This is a genomic window from Uliginosibacterium sp. TH139, assembly GCF_002855595.1.
In the GTDB taxonomy this organism is placed as follows: domain Bacteria; phylum Pseudomonadota; class Gammaproteobacteria; order Burkholderiales; family Rhodocyclaceae; genus Uliginosibacterium; species Uliginosibacterium aquaticum.
This window is the reverse complement of the sequence record NZ_PKRR01000004.1, coordinates 331,866-353,239: the sequence shown is the minus strand read 5'-3', so window position 1 is coordinate 353,239 and position 21,374 is coordinate 331,866. Positions and strand designations below refer to the sequence as shown.

The window sequence follows — 21,374 nt, the reverse complement described above, 5'->3', positions numbered from 1 at the left end:
GACTGCTTGCTCAGCGGAAGGTAATATTCTTGATTACACCTTCAGTCAATGCCTCGACAAACTGCTCGGAATAACCCGCATCCTTTAACTTCCAGCGAAAGGCATTACCAAAGCGAGCCTTGCCGATCCATCCCGGCGTTGTAAGACTCTGAAACGCCTCGATGTCCTTCATGATTGGCTCCAAGACTCCTTCCAGTCTGCGCTGCGCGCCCTTTTTTACGAGCTGCGGTTCAACTGACGGCGGAAATTGGCGCTGGATCTTTTCTGCAAGTTTTTCAGCGAAAGCCACAGGTTCTCGTGAAAAAAAGTCACTAAAAATACTCATACCACCTCCATTGCATCTAATTCGGTAAAAACAGACTCCAGCACACTATCCCATTCACCACTGCTGCGCTGGCGAATAACCATGACGGAGTCATACCATTGTGTGCGATCACCCTCAGCCCCCCAACGCCATTCATAGCAATAGGGAAGCATCAGAAGACACTTTTTCCCCAAAGCGCCGGCAAGGTGCACAATTGAGGTATCCACAGTTACTACAACATCCAGTTGTGCAATCAGAGCTGCAGTGTCTGCAAATGTAAGTAGTTCGTCTGAGCAGTCCAGAACACAGGATGGGCAGCTCGCCGGTCGAAACTTCTGCAACGATATAACACGACGCCCGCTCGACTGCACATACTGAAAAAATTGGCTGGAGGGAATCGAACGGCGCCGGTCAGCGCGATGACGCGGTTGGCCAGACCAAGCTACCCCCACCCGCGTTACGCCGGTTGAAAACAACTCGCTCGCCCGTTTATGCCAGTAGTCAGCCGAAGCCTCCGGCACGCGCAGATAGGGGATGCCGGACAAATACCGCTCGCCGGGACGTCCGAACACCCAGGGCAGGCTCATCAATCCCAGCCAGCGCTCATGGCGCCCAGGTGGAACCTTGCCACGCAGACACGGCAGGAAGTCCAACTCCGGGAAATTAACCTCAAACAGATCAATCAACTCAGATTGAATCTCTACACTTACCCGACCACTCGTTCGCTGTGCCAGTAGCGGAAAATAGCGCGCCACCTGGATCGCATCTCCAATACCCTGCTCCGTACTTACCAGCAAGGATATGTTTTCTTCGCCCCTCCAGCGAGGCAAAGACAGCAAGGCAGGGTTGAGATACTGCGCCGCCTCTTCCATTTCATAGCGGCACTCCATCATCTCCCAGCCTCGATCCTCACCCAGCGCCAATAGGCACAACGAGAACGAGTAGCCTCGCACACCCAGTGCATCCAGTTTTTCTACAATATCTTGCGCACGGCGGGCTTGCCCCAACTCGATGCTCATCGAGAGAGCATTTTCAAGCACCCATGAATTCTGTGACGCCAGCTCAAGCATTCTGTCCAGAGCCTCGGGAAGCTCATGCATAAGGTTACATGCCTGCAGGATCTGGGCCCGCGTCACCCAGTAATCACGACTACTTTGCAACTCGGCATTATTTTCCGGAACACCGCGCAAAATCCGTAGAGCATCGTCCCACTGGGCATTCTGATAGAGCGCAATGGCACACATCAGGAATAAGCCAAGATCAAAGCTTTCTCCGCGCACATAACGCCCAGCTATAGCCACCGCACGAGCGAGATCACCACAGTAGTAATAGTAGTAAGCTTTTAACTTCTCCTGCTCGGTCAAGTTCCAGCCAGCCTGCTCCGCACACGCCTGCAAGCGAAGCTCAAGATCCTTCTCCTGCATTTTGGGCAAGCCGCGAATTTCTTCCACCATAGTGGAGAAATTGCGTTGTTCTATACAACGCAGCAGGGATACGGGAATGCCGCCGGAAAATCTTCCCGCAAGGTGTTGAATAATTTTCGGAATCTTCCTCAACATACTCGCGGCGCCTCGATTTCTGCCAACAAAGCGGGAATGCGCTCACGGAATATTTCATTCAGAACTCCACTCCAGTCTCCTGAACGCTGCTGACGAATGACTCGTACGGAGTCGTACCAGCTATTTGCCTCCCCTTCCAAACCCCAACGCCACTCATAGCGCCGGGGCAGCATCAGAAAACAAGGCTTCCCAAGCGCCCCGGCCAAGTGCACTACAGAGGTATCCACGCTCACCACCAGATCCATCTGCTCCGCCAGCGAAGCAGTGTCGGAAAGGATCACCAGCTCATCGGACAGATCATGCAGATTGGGCAGGGAATGTGCAGGAACCGCCGTTTGCAAGGGGAAAAAAGCGACGCCCGGCAAAGCACGCAAAAAAGGCTCAACAAGATCAAAAGCAATGGACCGCCGCTGATCGTATTTATGTGCAGGATTGCCCGACCATGCCAAACCGATCTTCAGACGCGCGCGGCCGGCCAGTCTCCCCACTCGCTCGATCCAATAGGCATTCTGCTCGGCAGGCGCACGCAAATAGCCAGTACATCCTGGCATAGTGTGCGCACTGACGGAAAAGCAATAAGGCAGGCTCATCATGCCTACCCAATAATCTGCCTCAGGAATGTACCGTTGCTCGAGATCATCATGACGACTTACCACCTCGCAGCAATCGAAATTGTCTGTCAGCAGCAACGCAACGAATTCAGGTCCTGCCAAAATCACGCGACTACAGCGCTGGGCAAGCATGGGCAGAAAGCGCGCCATCATCACGATATCGCCAATGCCCTGCTCACTATGCACGATCAGGGTCTTGCCCTGAATATCCTGTCCGGTCCAACGAGGAAGCCCCTTCAATCTGGAAAACTCCCGCTGCGCCTGCGGCAAGTCATAGCGGACTTCATGCATGCGAAATCCCTCGGGATAGTAGTCCCGTGCAAGCTCTACCCAAGCCAAGGAGTAGAGCGCATTGGCATTGCCCACGCACTGTTCGCTTAGATAAGTTCTCAGTTGCTGAACTCGCTCCAGGCACCCCGCTTCGAAATATACCGGGTAGCTGTTAAGCACCAGAATCGGACTGATATGACCCGCATCCAGCGCCTCATCAAAGACATCCACGGCCATGGACAGATCAGCCTGCCCGCAAGCGTACATTTCACCAAGAATGGCAAAGTAATCAGCCTCCTTACCAGCAGGTACGCAGCTACGATCTAGACTACGGATAGAATCAAGCGCCTCCGGACAACGAGACTTCTCATAGCAACACGTCGCAGCAGTCATCGCCAGTTCGAAGTCCATAGACAGATAGCCTTTATCGCGGGCAAGCAGCCAAGCTTGTGCTGTATTACCAAAGCGCAAGTTAAGATGCAAGGCAAGCTTGTCAAGTTCATTTTCCGACCACCCTGCAGCGTGCGCAGCCCCGATCAGGCGCGTACGTACTACGCCATCAGCCGCATGATGCAAGTCGTCGGCCGCCAATCCCAGCACAGCACCAGCACGCCCCCCCTTGATAAGCGCCTGCCAAGCAGCAGGGAAAGCATCCCCGTTCGCTCGTTTCTTAAGCCCACCAAAGACGTTCCGTATCCAGTTCATCATCCCCACCTAATCGCCCAGCCACAAGAAACAAGAGCAAAAACTTTCTAAACGCGTCACCAAGAAGACTCGCAGCAAAAAAAAGGGCCACCTGCGTGGCCCCTTCCATTTCCTTCGCCAGCTATTAGCCGCGACAAGAACCCGGCATCAGGCTGGTCGGACCACCCGAGCAAACCCAAGTCAGAGTACCGCCAGAAATACCCGGAGTCAGAACCACGCTAACCCCTTGCACATCGGCAAGACCATTCGCGGTAATAACACCGGAACCAGTCACAGTAATAGCTTGAGAGTACTTGGTCGATGTAGTCGTCGCGCAGCTCGACACCGAAGCCGGAATGGATGAGCCGTTACCAGACTGGAAAATTTCGGTCACGCAGGTACGGGCGCCAGACGCAGCCAGCACAACTTCCGAAACCTTGGCCTTCTTGGTGTAATCCTGGTAAGCCGGCAGTGCGACGGCGGCCAGAATACCGATGATCGCAACAACGATCATCAGTTCGATCAGGGTAAAGCCCTGTTGAATACGCTTCATAGTGATCTCCTTGAGGAAGAATACGGAGGGATTCCGCTAGCCTCTATAAGCCAGCTTCATGCCAACTTGAACAAAAATAAAAAATCATCAACAAAATCATACAACTAAAAACTCACCCACAACACCAAAGGCATATCAGCACTATCTTCCGATCTTTCCAGATGACAAATTTCGTCAGTTAGCCTCCGCTAGGCGTCAGCTTGGGCTTGTTGAATACCACCAACCATGCTGTCCAAGGCGTTGGCGCTGATATGATTGCGGCTGGCTGCGGCGCAGCAAGCATAGATAAATCAAGGATCTCGGCAATGGCAGTTTTCGCCCTGAATGACCAGAAACCAGAACTCAGCAAGGATGCATGGGTCGCAGATTCGGCTCAAGTGATCGGCCGAAGCAAATTAGGGGAGGGCGTAAGCGTGTGGTTCAACGCCATCCTGCGTGGCGACAACGAGCCGATCACGGTGGGGGCGAACTCCAACATCCAGGACGGCGCGATCCTGCATACCGACGAAGGAATCCCTCTCACTATCGGCGAGAACGTGTCGGTCGGCCACATGGCGATGCTGCATGGCTGCACGGTGGGTGATGGGACGCTGATCGGCATGAACGCCGTCATCCTCAATCGCGCCGTGATCGGCAAGCATTGCCTGATCGGCGCCAAGGCACTGATTCCTGAGGGCAAGGTGATTCCTGATCGCTCGCTAGTTGTGGGAACGCCTGGGCGGATCATTCGTGAGCTGACGGACGAGGAAGTGGCCCGCATCGAAGCAGGGGCCGTCCATTACGTTGAGAACGCAGCGCGCTTTCGCAAGGGCCTGCGCCGGATCGAAGAATGATTGCGCTGATTCAGCGAGTCCGCTCAGCCTCGGTGCATGTTGAAAACCGCCTGACAGGTGAAATCGGCCCAGGATTGCTCGCCCTGATCGGCATTCAGCGCACAGATGACGCTGCCAGCACGCGCCGCCTGCTGGACAAGCTGTTGGCCTACCGTGTTTTCGGCAACGAAGCCGGCCGGATGAATCGCTCTGTAGCGGATACAGGTGGCGGACTCCTGCTGGTTTCCCAATTCACGCTGGCGGCGGACACCAAGAAAGGCACGCGGCCAAGCTTTACGCCAGCAGCCCCGCCGGAGGAAGCACGCGAGCTCTTCGATCATTTCGTAGAACTCGCCCGCGCAGCTCACCCAGATGTAGCGACGGGTGAGTTTGGTGCCGACATGCAAGTCAGTCTGGTCAATGACGGCCCGGTAACTTTCTGGCTGGAGGTGTGATGATGGTGCTGGAATTTCGCTCTCTTGCTACCCTCGGCAGCCATCGCCAAACATCAAGACCAAAGTCTCAAGAACGGTGCGGCATGAAACTGACGCTCTTGGGCTTGGCGTGTGGGCTGGCAGTGCTTGCAGGTTGCTCAAGCACTCCGTCCACGCCCGCCCCTCCCAGCCCCTCAGCGGAGGACAAGCGCCCCGCCCACCTCCGCTTCGAAGATCAGCAAACCGCCAACGAGATCGTGCTGCAGGCCATGGCCTTGCTCGAAACCAATTACCAGTTTGGCGGACGCAATCCGGAAGCCGGACTGGATTGCAGCGGCATGGTGAGTCTGGTGGTAGAGAAAGCCAGTGGCCGCCGCCTGCCGCACAATGCCGCGCAGATTGCAGCGCAGACGCGTGAGGTGGCACGCAAGGAACTCAAGCCTGCGGATCTAGTGTTCTTCAACACCAGCGGCAAACCTTATTCACATATGGGTATTTACCTGGGTGACGGGCGCTTCGTACACGCGCCTTCTACGCGTGGCAAGGTCCGCATCGACCGGCTGGACATGGCTTACTACGCCCAGCGCTTTACCAGCGCACGCACCCTGTTTGACTGACGCCCTCTGGCGGCATCAACCAAAACGCAAGCTCAGCGGCCGACTGCCGTGACAGGCTCGTCCGGGATGTGCACAAAAACCTCGCCGGGTTTGACCAGATTGAGTTCGAAGCGCGCTTTTTCTTCCATCGCTTCGTAACCCGACTTCAGATCCTTGACCTCTGCCGCGAGATCAGCATTGCGCTGCTCCAGTTGCTGATTAGCCTCCTGCAGCGCCTCCAGACGCGTCTGCAGCTCGCGTACATCCTGCCAGCTGCCTTTGCCGAACCAGAGCGGGTACTGGAGGGCAAGCAGCAAGGCTAAAAAGATCAGGGCAGGCCAGCGCATGAGTAGAAAGTCTGTGATCGGCGAGTGGGGCTGAAGCAGATACAAAAAGAGCGCACCGCAGTGCGCCCTGATTGTACCCGCTAGTTCCGACGCCGAATTACTTCAGGCGCAGGTTGTAGAAGGCCGCACGACCCGGATACACGGCGATTTCGCCCAGATCTTCTTCGATGCGCAGAATCTGGTTGTACTTGGCGACGCGATCCGAACGGGACAGCGAACCCGTCTTGATCTGACCAGCGTTCAGGCCCACCGAGATATCAGCAATGGTGCTGTCTTCGGTTTCGCCCGAGCGGTGCGAGATCACGGCGGTGTAACCAGCGCGCTTGGCCATTTCGACGGCGGCGAAAGTTTCGGTCAGGGTGCCGATCTGGTTCACCTTGATCAGGATGGAATTGCAGATACCCTTGTCGATGCCTTCTTGCAGGATCTTGGTGTTGGTCACGAACAGATCGTCGCCCACCAGTTGAACCTTCTTGCCCAGCGCGTCGGTCAGCAGCTTCCAGCCGTCCCAGTCTTGTTCGGCCATGCCATCTTCGATGGAGATGATCGGGAACTTGTCGACCAGATTGGCCAGGAAATCCACGTTCTGAGCGGAGGTCAGCGACAGCTTTTCGCCGTGCATTTCGTACTTGCCATCCTTGTAGTACTCCGAGGCAGCACAGTCCAGACCCAGCATTACGTCCTTGCCAGCTTCGTAGCCAGCAGCAGCGATGGCCTCCATGATCAGTTCCAGCGCTTCAACAGCACCGGAGACGTTCGGAGCGAAGCCGCCTTCGTCACCCACGGTCGTCGGGTAACCCTTCTTGTCCAGAATCTTCTTCAGATTGTGGAAGATTTCAGCGCCGCAACGCACGGCTTCGCGGAAGCTCGATACGCCCACCGGCAGAATCATGCATTCTTGGAAGTCCAGGCTGTTGTTGGCGTGTGCGCCACCGTTGATGATGTTCATCATCGGCACCGGCAGGGTCATCTGACCCGAACCGCCAAAGTAACGATACAGCGGCAGGCCGGCTTCTTCAGCCGCAGCGCGGGCCACGGCCATCGACACAGCCAGCAGCGCATTGGCCCCCAGGCGAGCCTTGTTGTCGGTACCGTCCAGCTCGATCATCACGCGGTCGATGTAGGTCTGCTCTTCAGCATCCAAGCCAACCAGGGCTTCACAGATTTCGGTGTTGACGTTCTCAACGGCCTTCAGCACGCCCTTGCCCAGGTAACGGCTCTTGTCGCCGTCGCGCAGTTCGATGGCTTCACGCGAGCCGGTGGAAGCGCCCGACGGCACAGCAGCACGGCCCATCACGCCGGATTCAAGCAGCACATCGACTTCAACGGTGGGGTTGCCACGGGAGTCGAGGATTTCACGGGCGATCACGTCAACAATTGCACTCATGTGTTTTTCCCTTGTTAATCGATTCAATGAGTTCCGGCTTGCGCCGGGCTTGCTAACCGGCGCAGGGGGTGCGCCAGTCAGCCAAAAACCGCGTAATTCTACGCAATCAAGGTTTCATCCGGTTGACTACACACAGACTCACCGTACTTTCAGGCCAATATCGCCAAAAAGAAGCTCGGCCGCGCCATCCAGACAACACACCGCGGCGACGTGCGCCGGGTGCTCAAAGTAAGCAAACAGATCCGCCTGACTCTCGAACCCGGCCACCAGCACGTAGTGCGCCGCCTGGGCATCCGGCACGGTATTGAAGCCACACGACCATGATTTGATCAGCGGAATCTTGCCCGGCAGTTCAAGCATGGCCGCATGGAAGGCCTGCACCGGCGCGCTGTCGGCCGTAAAGCCCGGCAGCAGCTTGAACAAGACGACGTGAGTAATCACAGGCTCAACTCTGCAAAACCCTGCTGCTTGACCACGGCATCTATCGCCTTGAGCGTGCTCAGCAGCTCACGCATCTTGCCCAGGGGCCAAGCATTCGGGCCGTCAGACATCGCGCAAGGCGGGTTCGGGTGGGTTTCCATGAACAGGCCGGCAATGCCGGCAGCCACGGCGGCACGCGCCAGCACCGGCACATGCTCACGCTGACCACCACTCTTGTCCCCCTGCCCGCCCGGCAACTGGACCGAGTGAGTCGCATCAAAGACGACCGGGCAGCCCGTCTCGCGCATGATCGCCAGCGAGCGCATGTCAGAGACGAGATTGTTGTAGCCGAAGGAAGCGCCACGCTCGCAGACCATGATGTTGTCCAGCCCGCCATTAGCTTCCTTGGCCTTCAGGACGACTTGCTTCATGTCGCCCGGAGCCAGGAACTGCCCTTTCTTGATGTTCACCGGCTTGCCGCAGGTGGCCACAGCGTGGATGAAGTCGGTCTGGCGGCACAGAAAGGCCGGCGTCTGCAGCACATCGACGACGGAAGCCACGCGCGGGATCATTTCTTCATCGTGTACATCGGTCAGCACCGGCACGTTCAGGGTCGCACGCACTTCGGCGAGAATTTCCAGCCCGGCATCCATGCCCGGGCCACGGAAGCTCTTGCCCGAGGAGCGGTTAGCCTTGTCGAAGCTCGACTTGTAGATAAAGGGAATCCCCAGCTCGCCGGTAATGGCCTTCAACTCGGCTGCTGTTTCGAGCGCCATCTCGCGCGACTCGATTACGCAGGGGCCGGCGATCAGGAAGAAAGGCTTGTCCAGCCCGACATCAAAGCCGCAGAGTTTCATCACTTGCCCTCACGTTGAGCAATGGCTGCCTTCACATAGGCAATGAAGAGCGGGTGGCCGTTGCGCGGGTTGGAGGTAAATTCCGGGTGGAACTGCACGCCTATGAACCAAGGATGCTGATCTTTCGGCAACTCCATGATTTCCGGAAGGTTTTCGGTCGGTGTGCGCGCTGAAATGACCAGACCGGCCGCTTCAAGCTTGGGCACATAAACGTTATTCACTTCGTAGCGGTGGCGGTGGCGCTCGGTCACCTTGGCACCATAAACGCTGGCCGCCAGTGTGCCGGCCTTGATCGGACAGGTTTGCGAACCGAGGCGCATAGTGCCGCCCAGATCAGAACCTTCGCTGCGCGTCTCGACCCGGCCTTCGCGATCCAGCCACTCTGTAATCAGAGCCACAACCGGATGCGGACCTTGCGGCTCGAATTCGGTGCTGTTGGCGCCTTCCAGCCCGGCGACATGGCGGGCGAATTCGATGGTGGCCAGCTGCATGCCCAGGCAAATGCCCAAATAGGGAATCTTGTTCTCGCGAGCAAAACGGATCGCAGCAATCTTGCCCTCCGTGCCGCGCTTGCCAAAACCGCCCGGCACCAGAATCGCATCCATCTTATTGAGCACGTCACAACCGTTCTTCTCGATGTCTTCAGAATCGAGATAGTGCAGATTGACCTTGCTCTCAGTATGCAGGCCGGCGTGCTTCAGCGCTTCGATCAGGGACTTGTAGGATTCGGTCAGGTCGACGTATTTGCCCACAAAGGCGATATCGACTTCGCGCAGCGGATTTTCCAGCGCGTAGACCAGCTTTTCCCAGATCGACAGATCGGCCGCCTTGGCCAGGATCGCCAGTTTGTGGCAGACGATCTCGTCCAGCATCTGCTCGTGCAGCATGCCCGGCACCTTATAGATCGAGTCCGCATCCTGCACTTCGATCACGGCTTCCGGCATCACGTTACAGAACAGTGCAATCTTGCGTCGCTCTTCCATCGGAATTTCGCGATCGCAGCGGCACAGCAGCACATCAGGCTGAATACCGATTTCACGCAATTCCTTGACCGAGTGCTGAGTCGGCTTGGTTTTCAGCTCGCCTGCCGTCGCGATGTAAGGCAGAAGCGTCAGGTGCATGAAGCAGGTATTGCTGCGACCTTCCTCGATGCCCATCTGGCGGATGGCTTCAAGGAAAGGCAGGGACTCGATGTCTCCCACCGTACCGCCAACTTCGATGATCGCCACATCGGCACCTTCGGCGCCACGCTTGATCGAAGCCTTGATCTCGTCGGTAATGTGCGGAATCACCTGCACCGTTTTGCCCAGATATTCGCCGCGGCGCTCCTTGCGGATCACGGTGTCGTAGATCTGACCGGTGGTGAAGTTGTTGCGCTTGGTCATCTTGGCGCTGGTAAAGCGCTCGTAATGGCCAAGATCAAGGTCGGTCTCCGCACCGTCTTCGGTCACGAAGACTTCGCCGTGCTGGAAAGGGCTCATGGTGCCCGGGTCGACGTTGATATAGGGGTCGAGTTTGAGGTGGGTGACGCGGATGCCGCGTGACTCCAGGATGGCCCCGAGTGAGGCCGCTGCGATGCCTTTGCCCAGCGAGGACACGACACCGCCCGTGACGAAAACGTACTTGGTCATGGGAGTACCAGAGCGGGAAATGGGAATGATACCGCAGAGCGGCCCGGCTGCTCAAACCGGGCCATAATTGACAGCGGCAAACAGCCCGGCCGGAAAAGCCCACTGCACCGCTCAAGCCCGACCCTACTAGGTCGTTAAACCGTAGGCGTGAAACCATAACAAAACCCCGCAGAGGGAGGAGACAAGGCCTCATGTTCAGTATTTCCCGAGCCTGGATACTGGCGGCGAGCTTGCTCGGCCTCCTCGCGGCGCCAGTTGCCCATGCTGACCAGTTCGAACAGATCCGCAAGTCCGGCAAGCTTCGCATCGCCATCATCAACGGCCTGCCAAGCTTCAGCCAGCTTGACCCCAGCCTGGGCTGGAGCGGCTCCGATGCCGACACCGGCCGCCAACTAGCACGCGATCTTGGCCTGAAACCTGAATTTGTCGTCGTCAGCAATGCCGAGCGAATCACCACTCTGCTAGAGCGGCGCGCCGACATCATCATCTCCGCGCTTTCGATTACGCCCACGCGGGAGCAACAGATCGCCTTCTCCCTGCCCTACGCCTCAATCGCCCTGGTGATCGGCGCTCCGCCCACAGAAGCCATCAATGGCTATAGAGATCTTGCCGGCAAGCGCATCGGCGTTGGCCGTAACACTTCGGACGGAGCGCTGCTCAAACAATACGCCAACCAAGCCCGGATCATTGAGTTCGACGATGAGCCCGCCCTGCTCAAGGCATTTCTCAGTCAACAGTTCAGCGTCATCTCCTGCCAGCGCGCGTCGATTACCTTGCTCAATCGACTTTTGCCCGCCCAGCGCCAGATCGAGGAAAAATTCATCCAGCGCGAATATCCGGTCGCCATCGGCATTCGCAAGGAAGATGCGAGCCTGCGCAACTGGATCAACGCCTGGGTCGGCGAGAATCTGCGCAATGGCCAGCTCAACGAGATTTTTCGCCGCCATCATGGCCATTCGCTGCCTGACTCGGTCCTGCCCGCCACCTTGCCCAAGGCCAGAATGCCTTCATGACGCCCAGCCTAGCCGCACTGTGTAGCCTCAGGAACACGCCATGCACTGCCCGCACATAATTTTCAGCATTGTCCTGAGCTGTCTGAGCCTGCTGAACACCTTGCCCGCCAGGGGAGAATTGCTGGCGGATATCCGCTCCAGCGGGCGAGTCCGGATTGCCATTGCCGGGGAGGTGCCACCTTTCAATTTCCATACGGCACAGGGCAAGCTGACCGGCTCCGACCCCGAAACAGCCGCATTGCTGGCACAGGACCTAGGCGCACGCCTGGAACTCGTATCCATTGGCAACGCGGAACGTATCAGCGTGTTGCAGGAGCGGCGTGCAGACCTGGTGCTCTCAGCACTCTCGATCACCCCAGAACGCGAGCGCCTGATTGCCTTCTCCGTGCCTTACGCCACCATCGCCGTCGTCATCGCCGCGCCGGCAAAAATGCATCTCTCATCGGTGCTGGATCTGAACGGCAAGACGGTGGGCGCCCTGGCGGCCAGCTCCAACCTCGCACACCTGCGCAGTAATGCCCCAGGCGCCCGGATCATCGAATACCCGGAGAATGACCGCCTCGCCGAGGCCTACCTGGCCGGAGATTTCGACATCATGTCAGCCCCGGCAAGCATCGTCGAAAAGACAAACACCCTAAAACCCCGCCAGCCCTTGCAAGTGCACTTCACCCAGATGGAATTCGATATCGCCATCGGCCTGCCCAAGGGCGAGAAGCCCTTGCGTGACTGGGTGAATGCTTGGGTGGTCAGCCGACTTCAGGACGGCAGTCTTGACACCGTTTACCGCAAATACCACGGCCATGCGCTGCCCGCCTCGATCGTGCCGGTGCGGCCGAAAGGAAAAACCCTGCCATGAAGAAAAGCCTTGTCCTGCTCGGTGCCCTCACCTTGCTGCTCAGCAGCCCTGGCCGGGCCGATCTGCTGAGCGAGATTCGCCAGGCTGGCAAGCTCAAGGTAGGCATCGCCGTTGGCGTCCCCCGCTTCAGCTATCTGGACGCGCAGCAGAGCCTGCAAGGCTCGGATGTTGACACGGCACGCCTGCTGGCACGCGACTGGGGGCTGGAGTTGCAGATTGTTGCGCTAAGCAATGCGGAGCGGGTCAGCGCGGTGGAAGCCCGCAAAGTGGACATGGTGATTTCCAGTCTCTCGATCACCCCCGAGCGGGAACAGCAGATCAGCTTCTCGATCCCTTACGCACGCCTCTACACCATCATCGCCGCTCATCCGAGACAAACCATCAGCAGCTATCCGGACCTCGCCGGCAAGCGTATCGGCGTAACCCTGAAGAGCTCAAACGCCGCCCTCCTTGCTCAATACGCCGGACAGTCTGTCATCCAGGGGTTCGACAGCGACGCCCAGCTGATCGCAGCGGCCGTCAAAGGCAAGGTCGACATCTTTTCGAGTCAGTACGCCGTGCTTGACGAAATCAACCGCGAAGCCGGCAAGGCGCTGTTTGAGGAAAAATTCGTGCAAAAAGAGTTCGATCTCGCCATCGGGCTGCCACGGCAGGAGAAAGCACTCCGCGAACAGGTCAATGGCTGGCTAGGCAACCGTCTGCGTGACGGCAGCCTGAACCACATCTATCGCCGCCACCATCAGCGCGATCTTCCTGCCGAACTGCGTCCTGCCATCCGCTGACCAAGGACTCTCTGCCCATGCGCCTGCCCACCTGCAGCCTCCAACACCTGCTCACCAGCCTGCTCCTGGCCTGCCTCTTCGCCAGCCCGACGCTGCAGGCGCTGGAAAACACCGGTGGCGTGCGCAGCTTGCGCGCTGCGGATGTTCATCCGGAAGACTATCCAACCGTCCAGGCCATGCTCTTCATGCACCAACGAGTGAGCAGAAACAGTGCCGGCAAGCTCGCCATCCAGGTCTTCCCGTCTGGCCTGCTCGGTGACGAGGCCCCGCTGCTGCGCCTGGTGCAGAGCGGCGAGCTGGATATGAACCGGATCAGCGCGCAGGCACTGGACGGGCTTTCTCCACTGACACGAGTGCTCTCGCTGCCCTATCTGTTCCGTGACAGCGAGCATCAGCACAAGGTGCTGGACGGCCCGATCGGCCGCGAAGTGCTGGACTCATTGCGTACATACGGCCTCATCGGCCTGGCCTTCTACGATTCAGGCACCCGCAACCTGTACTCCAGCAAGAAACCCGTTCAACGCCTGGAAGACCTGAAGGATCTGGAAATCAGGGTTCAGCCCTCAGATCTGTCGATGGCGGTGTTCGAAAAGCTGGGGGCCAAGCCGGTCAAGCTGCCCTTCTCGCAAACCGGCAACGCACTCAGCAACGGACTGATCAGCGCGGCCGAAAACAACCTGCCGTCCTACTCCAGCACCGAGCATTACAAGCACGCGCCCTATTACACCTTCAGCCGTCACACCATGACGCCTGACGTCCTCGTCGTCTCCCGGATCAGCTGGGACAAGCTCACGCCCACTGAGCAAGCCCTGCTGAGGACCGCGGCCACAGAATCGGTACCGATGATGCGCGACATGTGGCAGCAGCGCGAGGAGCGGGTTGAAGCCACCCTGCGCCTCGCTGGTGTGAAATTCGTCGAATTGCCACGCGAGCAGCTGGCCCGGTTTGCCGAAGCCGTACAGCCCCTGTACGCTCAATTCACGGGCAGCCCGCCACAACAGGATCTGATCAAGAGGATACGCGCCGTCAAATGACGCTCCCGATCGCCGATAAACTTCGCGAACGTTTGCAGGTCTGGCTGCGTGCCACGCCCATCCAGCGCCGCCTGCAATACCTGACCCTGCTCAATGTGGGCGGGCTGCTGCTGCTATTGCTGCTGAGCCTGCTCAGCAGCATCGTGAAGGACGGCTACTTCAATGCCATCGAGCAACTCAACACGCAGCAACGCCAGTTGCAACACTTCAATACCGAAACCGCGCGCCTGCAGGCCGGCATCCGGCAATACCTGGGCTCCTCCGATGATGAGCTGATGCACCAGATCGATCGCAGCACCGAACAACTATTCATCGAGCTGAACACCAAGGCCCGCGAGAAAAGCGACTACGCCGAAAGCGTCACCCTGCTGCGCAATGCCCTGCAGACCTTCATGACGGGCTACTACGAGCTCAAGAAGATCAACACCGAGATCGATCAGACCTACCAGACCCAGCTGCTCGAGCCCAGCCAGCAAGCGGCGGGCCTGCTCACCATGGTGCTCAACAGCAGCACCCAGCGCAAAGGACAGACCCTGATCGGGCCGGCATCGCTGTCGCTGATCCAGGCCTTCAACGACTCGCTGCTGAAGATGAACGCCTACTACGCCAAACGCGAGACTCATATCAGCCTCGCCACCCGCACTTCGCTTGAGCGCGTCGCTCAGCTGGCGCCGGTGCTCGAACCGCTCGCCGATACCGATATCGAGCGACGCGCCCTGCAGGAGCTCAAGGCCCGCGTCCACACCATGATCTCCGGGCTCGGCAGCCTGCAACGCGCTTACGCCAACCGCGCCAACATCATGGAACACAAGATCGAGGCCAGCCAGTCGGTGATCGCCAGTGCCGCACGCTCGATCGACAGCCGTTACGCCGGTATCGAGCAAGCCTTGCGGACCGACTACACCCGCAGGCTGGCCTTCATCAACAGCATTGCCATCCTGCTCGGCTTGCTGGTAATCGCAATCACCCTGCTTTTCGGCACCCTCGTGGCACGCTCCATCCGCGAGCCACTCGCGGCCCTGTTACGCACCGTGGAAGCCTTCTCGGGTGGCGATTTCAGCCCGCAGGTACCGGATGTAGGCAGCAACGAGCTGGGGCGTCTGGCCGGCGCTTTGCGCGACTTTCGCCAGAGCTCGCAGCAACGCCAGCTCGCCGAGCAGGCCCTGCGTGACAGCGAGGGGCGCTTCCGCTCGCTGTCGGACATGTCCAGCGACTTCTTCTGGGAACAGAACGAGCTGTGCCAGTACACCGCCTTCTCGGGCCAGCGCGCCGGTGATCTGCTAGCCCGCAACGTTCTCTCGCTGGGCATCCGTGCCTGGGAAAACCCCCGCATCAGCGGCTACCGCGAGGAGTGGCAGGCCCATCGGCGCACGGTGGAGGCTCATCAGGCCTTCCGCGACTTCGAGTTCGCGCTGCTTCTGCCGGACAACAAGGTCATCCATCTGCTGGCCAGCGGTGAGCCTATCCTCGGGCTGAAAGGCGAATTTCGCGGCTACCGCGGCACGGCCAAGGACATCTCGGCGCAGAAAGCCACCGAAGCCGAGGTGCGACGCCTCAACCAGACGCTGGAGCAGCGCGTCGCCGAGCGCACCGCCGAACTGCAACGCTCCAACGAGCAGCTCTCGCAGGCCATGGAGCAGCTCGTACAGAGCGAGAAGCTGGCCTCGCTGGGCAATCTGGTAGCAGGCGTTGCCCACGAACTCAATACCCCACTGGGCAATGCACTGGTTGCGGCAAGTTCCTTGCGCGACCAGGTACACGAAATCCAGAAACTGGTCGAAGCTGGCGGCTTGCGCCGCTCGGATCTCGCGGAGTTCATGCATGTGTGCGAAGAGGGCTGCCGGCTGATCGAGCGCAACGCCGAGCGCGCCGTGACCCTCGTGTCCAACTTCAAGCAGGTGGCCGTCGACCAGACCAGTGCCCAGCGGCGCGAGTTCGATCTTCTCCAGACCGTGCAGGAAGTAGTAGCAACACTCGCACCGGGCCTGCGCAAACAACATCACGGCATCACCATCGACATTCCTGAAGGTTTGCGCCTGAACAGCTACCCTGGGCCACTGGATCAGGTGGTGAGCAATATCGTGACCAACTCCACCGTGCACGCCTTCAAACCGGGCGAGAGCGGCGAAATCATCATTTCGGCCAGCCAGACGGGCGATCATGAAATCGTGCTGATGCTCTCCGACAACGGCATTGGCATCCCGCCAGAGAAACAGAGCCGCGTCTTCGACCCCTTCTTCACCACCCGCCTCGGCCAGGGCGGCAGCGGCCTCGGGCTCTACATCGTCTACAACATCGTCACCAGCCTGCTCGGTGGCCAGATCCAGCTCATCAGCTCACCTGGTGGCGGCACCTGTTTCTACATCCACATTCCACTCGTCGCCCCTCTGACAGACGAAGATGTCATCAATGTGCACGGCGCCCCCGCGACTGCCACAGCACTCGATTTCCGCCCGCCGAACCAATAAAAAAGCCGGAGCCCATACAGGCTCCGGCTTTGCACCAGCGCTTGCGATCAGGAACCGATCAGGCCGCCGTCATTGCGGGTGATCATCACGGTCGCCGAGCGCGGACGCTTGCCAGCACCATAGCCCGCGTTGCTGGGCCACTGGCTGGTGTACTTGCTCGGATCCGCGATATTGGCCACGACAGAGCCTTCCCCCGGGTGCTGCACATTCACGAACAGGGTCTTGCCATCCGGGCTCTCGCATACCCCGGTGATCTCCTGATCGTAGGGGCCGACCAGAAAGCGCTTGAGCTTGGTACCCGGTTTGGCACCCATCTTGGTCGTAAGCGTGGTGCTGCCACTGGTGACGCTCACATCACCGCCATCACCCACCGTGCCCGGCAATGCCGCCAGCATCATGCAGTTGGTGACATCCGTATAGGCGCCGTCATCGGTCTGGATCCAGCAGATGCCGCTGCTCTGAGTGAAACCGAGGCCATCCGGGCTGGAGAAGTCATTGCTGTCATCCAGACCGGAAAGATTCACGCCCGCCGCCGCAGTCGCTTCGGCACCAAAGGCATACACATCCCACTTGAAGCTCGTGGCAGCCGGATTGGCCGAACTTTCAGCAATGCGGATGATGTGACCGTTGACGTTGCCGTTCTGCGTCGTCGAGGCCCCCTTGGTATCGGTATAGGCGCGCGGGTTGGCCGCATCCACTGTGGCGGCCGTACGGCTCGTGTTGTTGGTCATGGTGAAGTAGATCTCACCGTTGGCCGGATTCACCGAGCACCATTCGGGGCGGTCCATCTTCGTCGCGCCGACCGCATCCGCCGCCAGACGAGCGTTGATCACCACATCGCCCAGATCTGCAAACGCGTAAGTCGCGTAGTTCTTGACGGTGCTGTTGCCAAGCGACAGTTCGAGCCAGTTGCCCGAACCATCAGCATTGAACTTCGCCACGTACAGGGTGCCGTTGTTCAGGTACTTGTCACCGGTAGCAATGCGGTCCAGCGGGTTTGCATCCGCAGCATCCCAGTTGGCGGCCGACACGAATTTGTAGACGTACTCGTTCTGGGCATCGTCGCCCATATATACCGCCAGAGGCTTGCCTGCGACAGGCTTCGAAACAGCCGCTGCCTCATGATTGAAGCGCCCCAGCGCCGTGCGTTTGCGTACCACCGCGCTCTTGCTGTAGGGGTCGATTTCCGTGATGTAGCCCTGGCCATTGAGCTCGTTGCGATAGTCATCCGAACCATCGGTAGAACTACCCGTGACGCTGATGTTCCAGCGAGCATATTTGTCGTCCGCCCCCGCGGTTTCCCAGCCATAACGGCTGCTGGTGTTCTGCTTGCGGCCGTAACGGTTGAGCGAAGTCACGCTCTTCGCGTCACGCAGGGCATCATCGCCGCTGGCGCGCTTGAAGTAACCGGACCAGTTCTCCTCGCCCGTCAGCAGCGTGCCCCAGGGAGTCTTGCCGGTGCCGCAATTGTTCAGCGTGCCACGCGTCTTCTTGCCGTCGAGCGAAAACTTCGTCTTCAACAGGGCATGGCCCGCAGCCGGGCCAGCAATCTCGATCTCGGTCAGGCCAGTGACACGACGATTGAAAGAAGAGGACTGCACGGTCGCGAACTTGCCCCCTGTTTTCTTGATCTCGACCACGGAGACACCGTGTGCCGCCACTTCCTTGTCCACCTCGGCGGCCGGGCGCGTGCCCGAGGTCGGGCCACTGGCATGCAGGAAAGTCTGGTTGATGTATTCGTGATTCATGGCCAGCAGGCCGCGATCACTGCTGCTCTGATCCGGCAGGCCCGCAGCCGAAAGGCCGAAATACTCCATACCGTCATGGCAGTCGCCAGCACGATTTTCGAAATCGCTATCCGTGCCATCGTTCTTGAACGCAGGCGTCGCAGCGCTGAGCGGATCGCCCAGCGCATAGATCACCGTGGCGGTATAGCCACTCGGCACGGTGAACACATCCGCCAAGCTCTTGGCCACCGGTGTGAAACCCAGCAGGCTGGTGGTCGCAGAGCTCGCTGCAGCAGAACTGGCAGCTGCCGAGGAAGCGGCAGAGGACGAAGAACTGACGACAGCGGCAGCCGCTTCCGAGGTGGAACTACCGCCACCACAGGCAGCCAGCCCGAGGCTGCCAAAGAGCGAAGCAACCGCGGCTCCGGCGCTGCCCTTCAGAAAGGAACGGCGGGCACCCAGCACGTCCTGAATGTGTTCATTGCCAGAGGTGTTAAAACCAATGTCATCCGGATCCAGCGGCGAAATGTGTTCTGCAGGTTTGTTCATGGCTCTCTGTTTTGTTCGGGTTGAAACCGGGCGGATGCTATGGCCCACATGTTTCAGGCAGATGAAGCCCGGAGTCAGCCGGATTTGGTCCAGCGCAAGACTGTATTCATTAGCCGCTGCTATCGTTTCCCGGGTTCGCAACAGGTTTCACGCTATGATCGATACCACCTATGAAACAGCCGAGCGGGATGCAGCAAGCCCCCGCCACATCCCGCCAGCCTCTCCCGAAATGCCGAGTTACATGACCGATGTCTATGACTGGGCCTATGTCGACCCGGCCTGGGTGCGCTGGCTTGATCACAATCTCGTGGTCAAGACTCTGCTATTCGGTAACGATCGCCGACTGATGCGTCGCTATCTCTCTCGCATTCAGCCTGGCATGCGGGTCTGGCAAGTGGCGCACGTGTACGGCGATCTGGTTGAGCTGGCGGCGCAACGCACTGGCAGCCAGGGCGCCTTCCACCTGACCGACATCACGCCGATCCAGATCGCCCACGGTAAACGCAAGATCGGCACCCTGCCCTGGGCGCGCGTGATCCGCCAGGATGCAGCCCTGCATCATGGAGACGGCCGTCCTTACGATCTGATCTGCAGTTTTTTCCTGCTGCACGAAGTACCGGATGACTGGAAACGCCGCATCGTCGACAACATGCTGGCGCAGATGCCTGAGCATGGCGAAGTATTGTTCGTCGATTACCACCGCCCCGCTCGCTGGCAACCTGTCCGTTACATCCTCAAATGGGTCAACCGCCTGCTCGAGCCTTTTGCCGAAGCACTGTGGAATCACGAGATCTCGCATTTCGCATCCCAAGCCGCTGATTTCAGCTGGCATAAGGAAAGCATCTTCGGCGGGGTATACCAGATCGTCAGCGTGCGCCGGAAACCCCCTCAATCATGAGGCCAGCCCAGCTTTCTGCCCAAGCGGGCAAGTAGGAGCCATTGATCTGCCGGGCGCGAAAAAACGCTTGCCAAGCAGTTTCAAAATCTCCATAGTCCCGGACACGATTTTCAAGCAGTGTTGCAGTGGTTTTATCGCAGTGCCCGCTACTTGCGGCGCGCCAGTAGTAATCCCCTTCCTCCTTGATTCTCGTCCATGCCGGGCCCGGCCCGGTTTTTTGTACTTTTTTTCTGGACGCTTCAAACATGGCAACTGGTACCGTCAAGTGGTTCAACGACTCCAAGGGTTTTGGCTTCATCACGCCGGACGGCGGTGGCGAGGACCTCTTCGCTCACTTCTCCGCAATTCAGTCCAAGGGTTTCCGTACCCTGGCTGAAAACCAGCGTGTCGCCTTCGACATCACGGAAGGCCCGAAGGGCAAGCAGGCTTCGAACATCCGTCCCGAAGAGTAATCGCGGACGCTTGATTGCCTGAAAAGCCCGGCCCTGCCGGGCTTTTTTGTTTGTACCGGAATAACGCACCATGCCTCAATTCTTCAAGCCACTCGCCCTGCTCATCCTGCTTGGCTTTAGCCTTGCCACGCCAGCCAAAGCCTCACCCGAACTCGCAGCCCGCTACAGCCCGGAAGCCTGGCAAACACGCCGTATCCACTCCGGTGTACAGGTTTTCAGTGTGGGCGAAGGCCCTGCCCGCGCCTATGTGTTCATGCCGGACGCGAGCGGCCTGCGTGGCCTGCCGCTGGTACTCTTTCAGCACGGATGGCTGGGCATGAATCCGAAGAATTTCGGCGGTCTGATTGATCTTGTGGTTCGCCGTGGTGCGGTATTGATCTATCCGGTCTATCAGGATGGTGACCAGACCGCGCCACAGGCCGTCACCCGCCTCGCCGCCCAAGCGGCGGCAAACGCACTGGCGGAAACTGAGAAACGCTATCCGCGCCTCATTGATCGCAGTCGCACGCTCTACTGGGGCTTCTCGATGGGGAGCAGCATCTCCCTCAACATCGCCCTGCAGCCAGCCAGTTTCGGTCTGCCCGCGCCGCGCGCCCTGCTCCTGCTGGCACCCGGCGATGCCCATCACGTTGCAAAGGGCGAGCGCGCACAAAGCATCATTGGCCCAGTCGAACGCCTACCAGCTGATCTGCCAGTGGTGATCGCCACCGGCGCGGCCGACACCAGCATCGGCGTGCCAACCGGGCGCGCGCTGGCTGAACGCCTGTGTCACTTACCCTCCAGTCGCCGCAATCTGATCCTGTTCCCGTCCGACAGCGACGGCGAACGCCGCATCACGGCCGGCCATGGCTCACCCGGTGCGCCAGACAGCCGCTATGACTTTCCGGATTCGCGCCGCCCGGTTGCCGAGCAGATTGCCGGCACCCGCGAGTTCGAGCCTTCAGGCTCACTGAATCTGCTGGACTATTACGGTTACTGGCGCCTCACGATGCGTCTTCTGGATTATGTGGATGGCAGCGAGTTCCCGAGCGAACTCTTCAGCCGCAAAGCGGCCGAGAACCGCTTCCTCGGTTACTGGCCGGGGGGCCAGCCCTACAGGGAAGCCGAGATCGAAGACCCCTGCTCCTGAG

General features: G+C 59.0%; 22 protein-coding genes. 11 read left to right on the top strand and 11 right to left on the bottom strand.

All coding sequences use genetic code 11. From position 1 onward, the window contains the following. Nucleotides 1-10: 10 nt before the first annotated feature. The 4 genes from C0V76_RS11450 to C0V76_RS20230 all read right to left on the bottom strand — a co-directional run bounded on the left by C0V76_RS11450 (nt 11) and on the right by C0V76_RS20230 (nt 3,981). Entirely contained in the window at nt 11-325 is a 315-nt protein-coding gene (locus C0V76_RS11450) for a hypothetical protein (RefSeq protein ID WP_101942533.1), read from the bottom strand. Further along, on the bottom strand, nt 322-1,863 hold the full coding sequence (locus tag C0V76_RS11445) for a glycosyltransferase family 9 protein (protein ID WP_143707411.1): 1,542 nt from the start codon (nt 1,861-1,863) through the stop codon (nt 322-324). Before C0V76_RS11445 ends, C0V76_RS11450 begins: the two co-directional genes overlap by 4 nt. Continuing rightward, a complete protein-coding gene (locus C0V76_RS11440) occupies nt 1,857-3,452 on the bottom strand; it encodes a hypothetical protein (protein ID WP_101942531.1) in 1,596 nt (531 codons plus the stop codon). The genes C0V76_RS11445 and C0V76_RS11440 overlap by 7 nt, the downstream gene beginning before the upstream one ends. A 121-nt stretch (nt 3,453-3,573) precedes the next feature. After that, entirely contained in the window at nt 3,574-3,981 is a 408-nt protein-coding gene (locus tag C0V76_RS20230) for a pilin (protein WP_101942530.1), read from the bottom strand. A gap of 305 nt (nt 3,982-4,286) precedes the next feature. On the opposite strand from C0V76_RS20230, the gene C0V76_RS11430 reads away from it, so the two are divergent. The 3 genes from C0V76_RS11430 (at nt 4,287) to C0V76_RS11420 (ending at nt 5,844) form a co-directional block, all read left to right on the top strand. Then, nucleotides 4,287-4,814 carry a gamma carbonic anhydrase family protein gene (locus C0V76_RS11430; RefSeq protein ID WP_101942529.1) on the top strand — a complete coding sequence of 176 codons (528 nt, stop codon included), beginning with the start codon at nt 4,287-4,289 and terminating at the stop codon, nt 4,812-4,814. Next, a complete protein-coding gene (gene dtd / locus C0V76_RS11425) occupies nt 4,811-5,248 on the top strand; it encodes a D-aminoacyl-tRNA deacylase (protein WP_101942528.1) in 438 nt (145 codons plus the stop codon). The genes C0V76_RS11430 and dtd overlap by 4 nt, the downstream gene beginning before the upstream one ends. A gap of 83 nt (nt 5,249-5,331) precedes the next feature. Beyond that, nucleotides 5,332-5,844 (top strand): C40 family peptidase, encoded by a 513-nt coding sequence (locus tag C0V76_RS11420; RefSeq protein ID WP_101942527.1) that lies wholly within the window; start codon nt 5,332-5,334, stop codon nt 5,842-5,844. Between the two features lie 32 nt (nt 5,845-5,876). Here the strand turns inward: C0V76_RS11420 and ftsB are convergent, their stop codons facing one another. The 5 genes from ftsB to C0V76_RS11395 form a co-directional block, all read right to left on the bottom strand. After that, on the bottom strand, nt 5,877-6,170 hold the full coding sequence (gene ftsB, locus C0V76_RS11415) for a cell division protein FtsB (protein ID WP_101942526.1): 294 nt from the start codon (nt 6,168-6,170) through the stop codon (nt 5,877-5,879). Between the two features lie 97 nt (nt 6,171-6,267). After that, a complete protein-coding gene (eno, locus tag C0V76_RS11410; RefSeq protein ID WP_101942525.1) occupies nt 6,268-7,557 on the bottom strand; it encodes a phosphopyruvate hydratase in 1,290 nt (429 codons plus the stop codon). A 138-nt stretch (nt 7,558-7,695) separates the two neighbouring features. Then, on the bottom strand, nt 7,696-7,998 hold the full coding sequence (locus tag C0V76_RS11405; protein WP_101942524.1) for a Dabb family protein: 303 nt from the start codon (nt 7,996-7,998) through the stop codon (nt 7,696-7,698). Continuing rightward, a complete protein-coding gene (gene kdsA / locus C0V76_RS11400; RefSeq protein WP_101942523.1) occupies nt 7,995-8,834 on the bottom strand; it encodes a 3-deoxy-8-phosphooctulonate synthase in 840 nt (279 codons plus the stop codon). The genes C0V76_RS11405 and kdsA overlap by 4 nt, the downstream gene beginning before the upstream one ends. After that, a complete protein-coding gene (locus tag C0V76_RS11395) occupies nt 8,834-10,465 on the bottom strand; it encodes a CTP synthase (RefSeq protein ID WP_101942522.1) in 1,632 nt (543 codons plus the stop codon). The genes kdsA and C0V76_RS11395 overlap by 1 nt, the downstream gene beginning before the upstream one ends. A 191-nt stretch (nt 10,466-10,656) precedes the next feature. On the opposite strand from C0V76_RS11395, the gene C0V76_RS11390 reads away from it, so the two are divergent. The 5 genes from C0V76_RS11390 to C0V76_RS11370 are packed head-to-tail and all read left to right on the top strand — an operon-like array spanning nt 10,657 to nt 16,618. Beyond that, on the top strand, nt 10,657-11,478 hold the full coding sequence (locus C0V76_RS11390) for a transporter substrate-binding domain-containing protein (protein WP_101942521.1): 822 nt from the start codon (nt 10,657-10,659) through the stop codon (nt 11,476-11,478). Nucleotides 11,479-11,518: 40 nt separating this feature from the next. After that, nucleotides 11,519-12,334, top strand: a complete 816-nt coding sequence (locus tag C0V76_RS11385) for a transporter substrate-binding domain-containing protein (RefSeq protein ID WP_101942520.1) — start codon at nt 11,519-11,521, stop codon at nt 12,332-12,334. Then, entirely contained in the window at nt 12,331-13,116 is a 786-nt protein-coding gene (locus C0V76_RS11380; protein WP_101942519.1) for a transporter substrate-binding domain-containing protein, read from the top strand. The genes C0V76_RS11385 and C0V76_RS11380 overlap by 4 nt, the downstream gene beginning before the upstream one ends. Before the next feature lie 17 nt (nt 13,117-13,133). Further along, nucleotides 13,134-14,150 (top strand): TRAP transporter substrate-binding protein, encoded by a 1,017-nt coding sequence (locus tag C0V76_RS11375; RefSeq protein ID WP_101942518.1) that lies wholly within the window; start codon nt 13,134-13,136, stop codon nt 14,148-14,150. After that, nucleotides 14,147-16,618, top strand: a complete 2,472-nt coding sequence (locus C0V76_RS11370) for an ATP-binding protein (RefSeq protein ID WP_101942517.1) — start codon at nt 14,147-14,149, stop codon at nt 16,616-16,618. Before C0V76_RS11375 ends, C0V76_RS11370 begins: the two co-directional genes overlap by 4 nt. A gap of 47 nt (nt 16,619-16,665) precedes the next feature. Here the strand turns inward: C0V76_RS11370 and C0V76_RS11365 are convergent, their stop codons facing one another. Further along, nucleotides 16,666-18,894 carry a PhoX family phosphatase gene (locus tag C0V76_RS11365; protein ID WP_101942516.1) on the bottom strand — a complete coding sequence of 743 codons (2,229 nt, stop codon included), beginning with the start codon at nt 18,892-18,894 and terminating at the stop codon, nt 16,666-16,668. A gap of 154 nt (nt 18,895-19,048) precedes the next feature. Here C0V76_RS11365 and rquA point away from each other — a divergent pair, with 154 nt between their 5' ends. Next, nucleotides 19,049-19,792: a rhodoquinone biosynthesis methyltransferase RquA gene (gene rquA, locus C0V76_RS11360; protein WP_216821721.1), complete on the top strand. Its 744-nt coding sequence runs from the start codon at nt 19,049-19,051 to the stop codon at nt 19,790-19,792. Here the strand turns inward: rquA and C0V76_RS19655 are convergent. Then, nucleotides 19,761-20,039: a hypothetical protein gene (locus C0V76_RS19655; protein WP_143707410.1), complete on the bottom strand. Its 279-nt coding sequence runs from the start codon at nt 20,037-20,039 to the stop codon at nt 19,761-19,763. The genes rquA and C0V76_RS19655 overlap by 32 nt on opposite strands. Between C0V76_RS19655 and C0V76_RS11355 the strand changes: the two genes are divergently transcribed. Together C0V76_RS11355 and C0V76_RS11350 are read left to right on the top strand one after the other, a co-directional pair. Continuing rightward, a complete protein-coding gene (locus C0V76_RS11355; RefSeq protein ID WP_101942515.1) occupies nt 20,038-20,244 on the top strand; it encodes a cold-shock protein in 207 nt (68 codons plus the stop codon). The genes C0V76_RS19655 and C0V76_RS11355 overlap by 2 nt on opposite strands. Before the next feature lie 70 nt (nt 20,245-20,314). Then, entirely contained in the window at nt 20,315-21,373 is a 1,059-nt protein-coding gene (locus C0V76_RS11350) for a hypothetical protein (RefSeq protein WP_101942514.1), read from the top strand. Nucleotide 21,374 lies beyond the last annotated feature (1 nt).

Bases quoted from the DNA above. Each gene is read 5' to 3' on its own strand.
- C0V76_RS11395 (WP_101942522.1), bottom strand. From the start codon at position 10,465: ATGACCAAGTACGTTTTCGTCACGGGCGGTGTCGTGTCCTCGCTGGGC.
- kdsA (WP_101942523.1), bottom strand. From the start codon at position 8,834: ATGAAACTCTGCGGCTTTGATGTCGGGCTGGACAAGCCTTTCTTCCTG.
- rquA (WP_216821721.1), top strand. From the start codon at position 19,049: ATGATCGATACCACCTATGAAACAGCCGAGCGGGATGCAGCAAGCCCC.
- C0V76_RS11420 (WP_101942527.1), top strand. From the start codon at position 5,332: ATGAAACTGACGCTCTTGGGCTTGGCGTGTGGGCTGGCAGTGCTTGCA.
- C0V76_RS20230 (WP_101942530.1), bottom strand. From the start codon at position 3,981: ATGAAGCGTATTCAACAGGGCTTTACCCTGATCGAACTGATGATCGTT.
- C0V76_RS11450 (WP_101942533.1), bottom strand. From the start codon at position 325: ATGAGTATTTTTAGTGACTTTTTTTCACGAGAACCTGTGGCTTTCGCT.
- C0V76_RS11355 (WP_101942515.1), top strand. From the start codon at position 20,038: ATGGCAACTGGTACCGTCAAGTGGTTCAACGACTCCAAGGGTTTTGGC.
- C0V76_RS11370 (WP_101942517.1), top strand. From the start codon at position 14,147: ATGACGCTCCCGATCGCCGATAAACTTCGCGAACGTTTGCAGGTCTGG.
- C0V76_RS11375 (WP_101942518.1), top strand. From the start codon at position 13,134: ATGCGCCTGCCCACCTGCAGCCTCCAACACCTGCTCACCAGCCTGCTC.
- C0V76_RS11445 (WP_143707411.1), bottom strand. From the start codon at position 1,863: ATGTTGAGGAAGATTCCGAAAATTATTCAACACCTTGCGGGAAGATTT.
- C0V76_RS11390 (WP_101942521.1), top strand. From the start codon at position 10,657: ATGTTCAGTATTTCCCGAGCCTGGATACTGGCGGCGAGCTTGCTCGGC.
- C0V76_RS19655 (WP_143707410.1), bottom strand. From the start codon at position 20,039: ATGTTTGAAGCGTCCAGAAAAAAAGTACAAAAAACCGGGCCGGGCCCG.
- C0V76_RS11380 (WP_101942519.1), top strand. From the start codon at position 12,331: ATGAAGAAAAGCCTTGTCCTGCTCGGTGCCCTCACCTTGCTGCTCAGC.
- ftsB (WP_101942526.1), bottom strand. From the start codon at position 6,170: ATGCGCTGGCCTGCCCTGATCTTTTTAGCCTTGCTGCTTGCCCTCCAG.
- eno (WP_101942525.1), bottom strand. From the start codon at position 7,557: ATGAGTGCAATTGTTGACGTGATCGCCCGTGAAATCCTCGACTCCCGT.
- C0V76_RS11385 (WP_101942520.1), top strand. From the start codon at position 11,519: ATGCACTGCCCGCACATAATTTTCAGCATTGTCCTGAGCTGTCTGAGC.
- C0V76_RS11365 (WP_101942516.1), bottom strand. From the start codon at position 18,894: ATGAACAAACCTGCAGAACACATTTCGCCGCTGGATCCGGATGACATT.
- C0V76_RS11440 (WP_101942531.1), bottom strand. From the start codon at position 3,452: ATGATGAACTGGATACGGAACGTCTTTGGTGGGCTTAAGAAACGAGCG.
- C0V76_RS11430 (WP_101942529.1), top strand. From the start codon at position 4,287: ATGGCAGTTTTCGCCCTGAATGACCAGAAACCAGAACTCAGCAAGGAT.
- dtd (WP_101942528.1), top strand. From the start codon at position 4,811: ATGATTGCGCTGATTCAGCGAGTCCGCTCAGCCTCGGTGCATGTTGAA.
- C0V76_RS11350 (WP_101942514.1), top strand. From the start codon at position 20,315: ATGCCTCAATTCTTCAAGCCACTCGCCCTGCTCATCCTGCTTGGCTTT.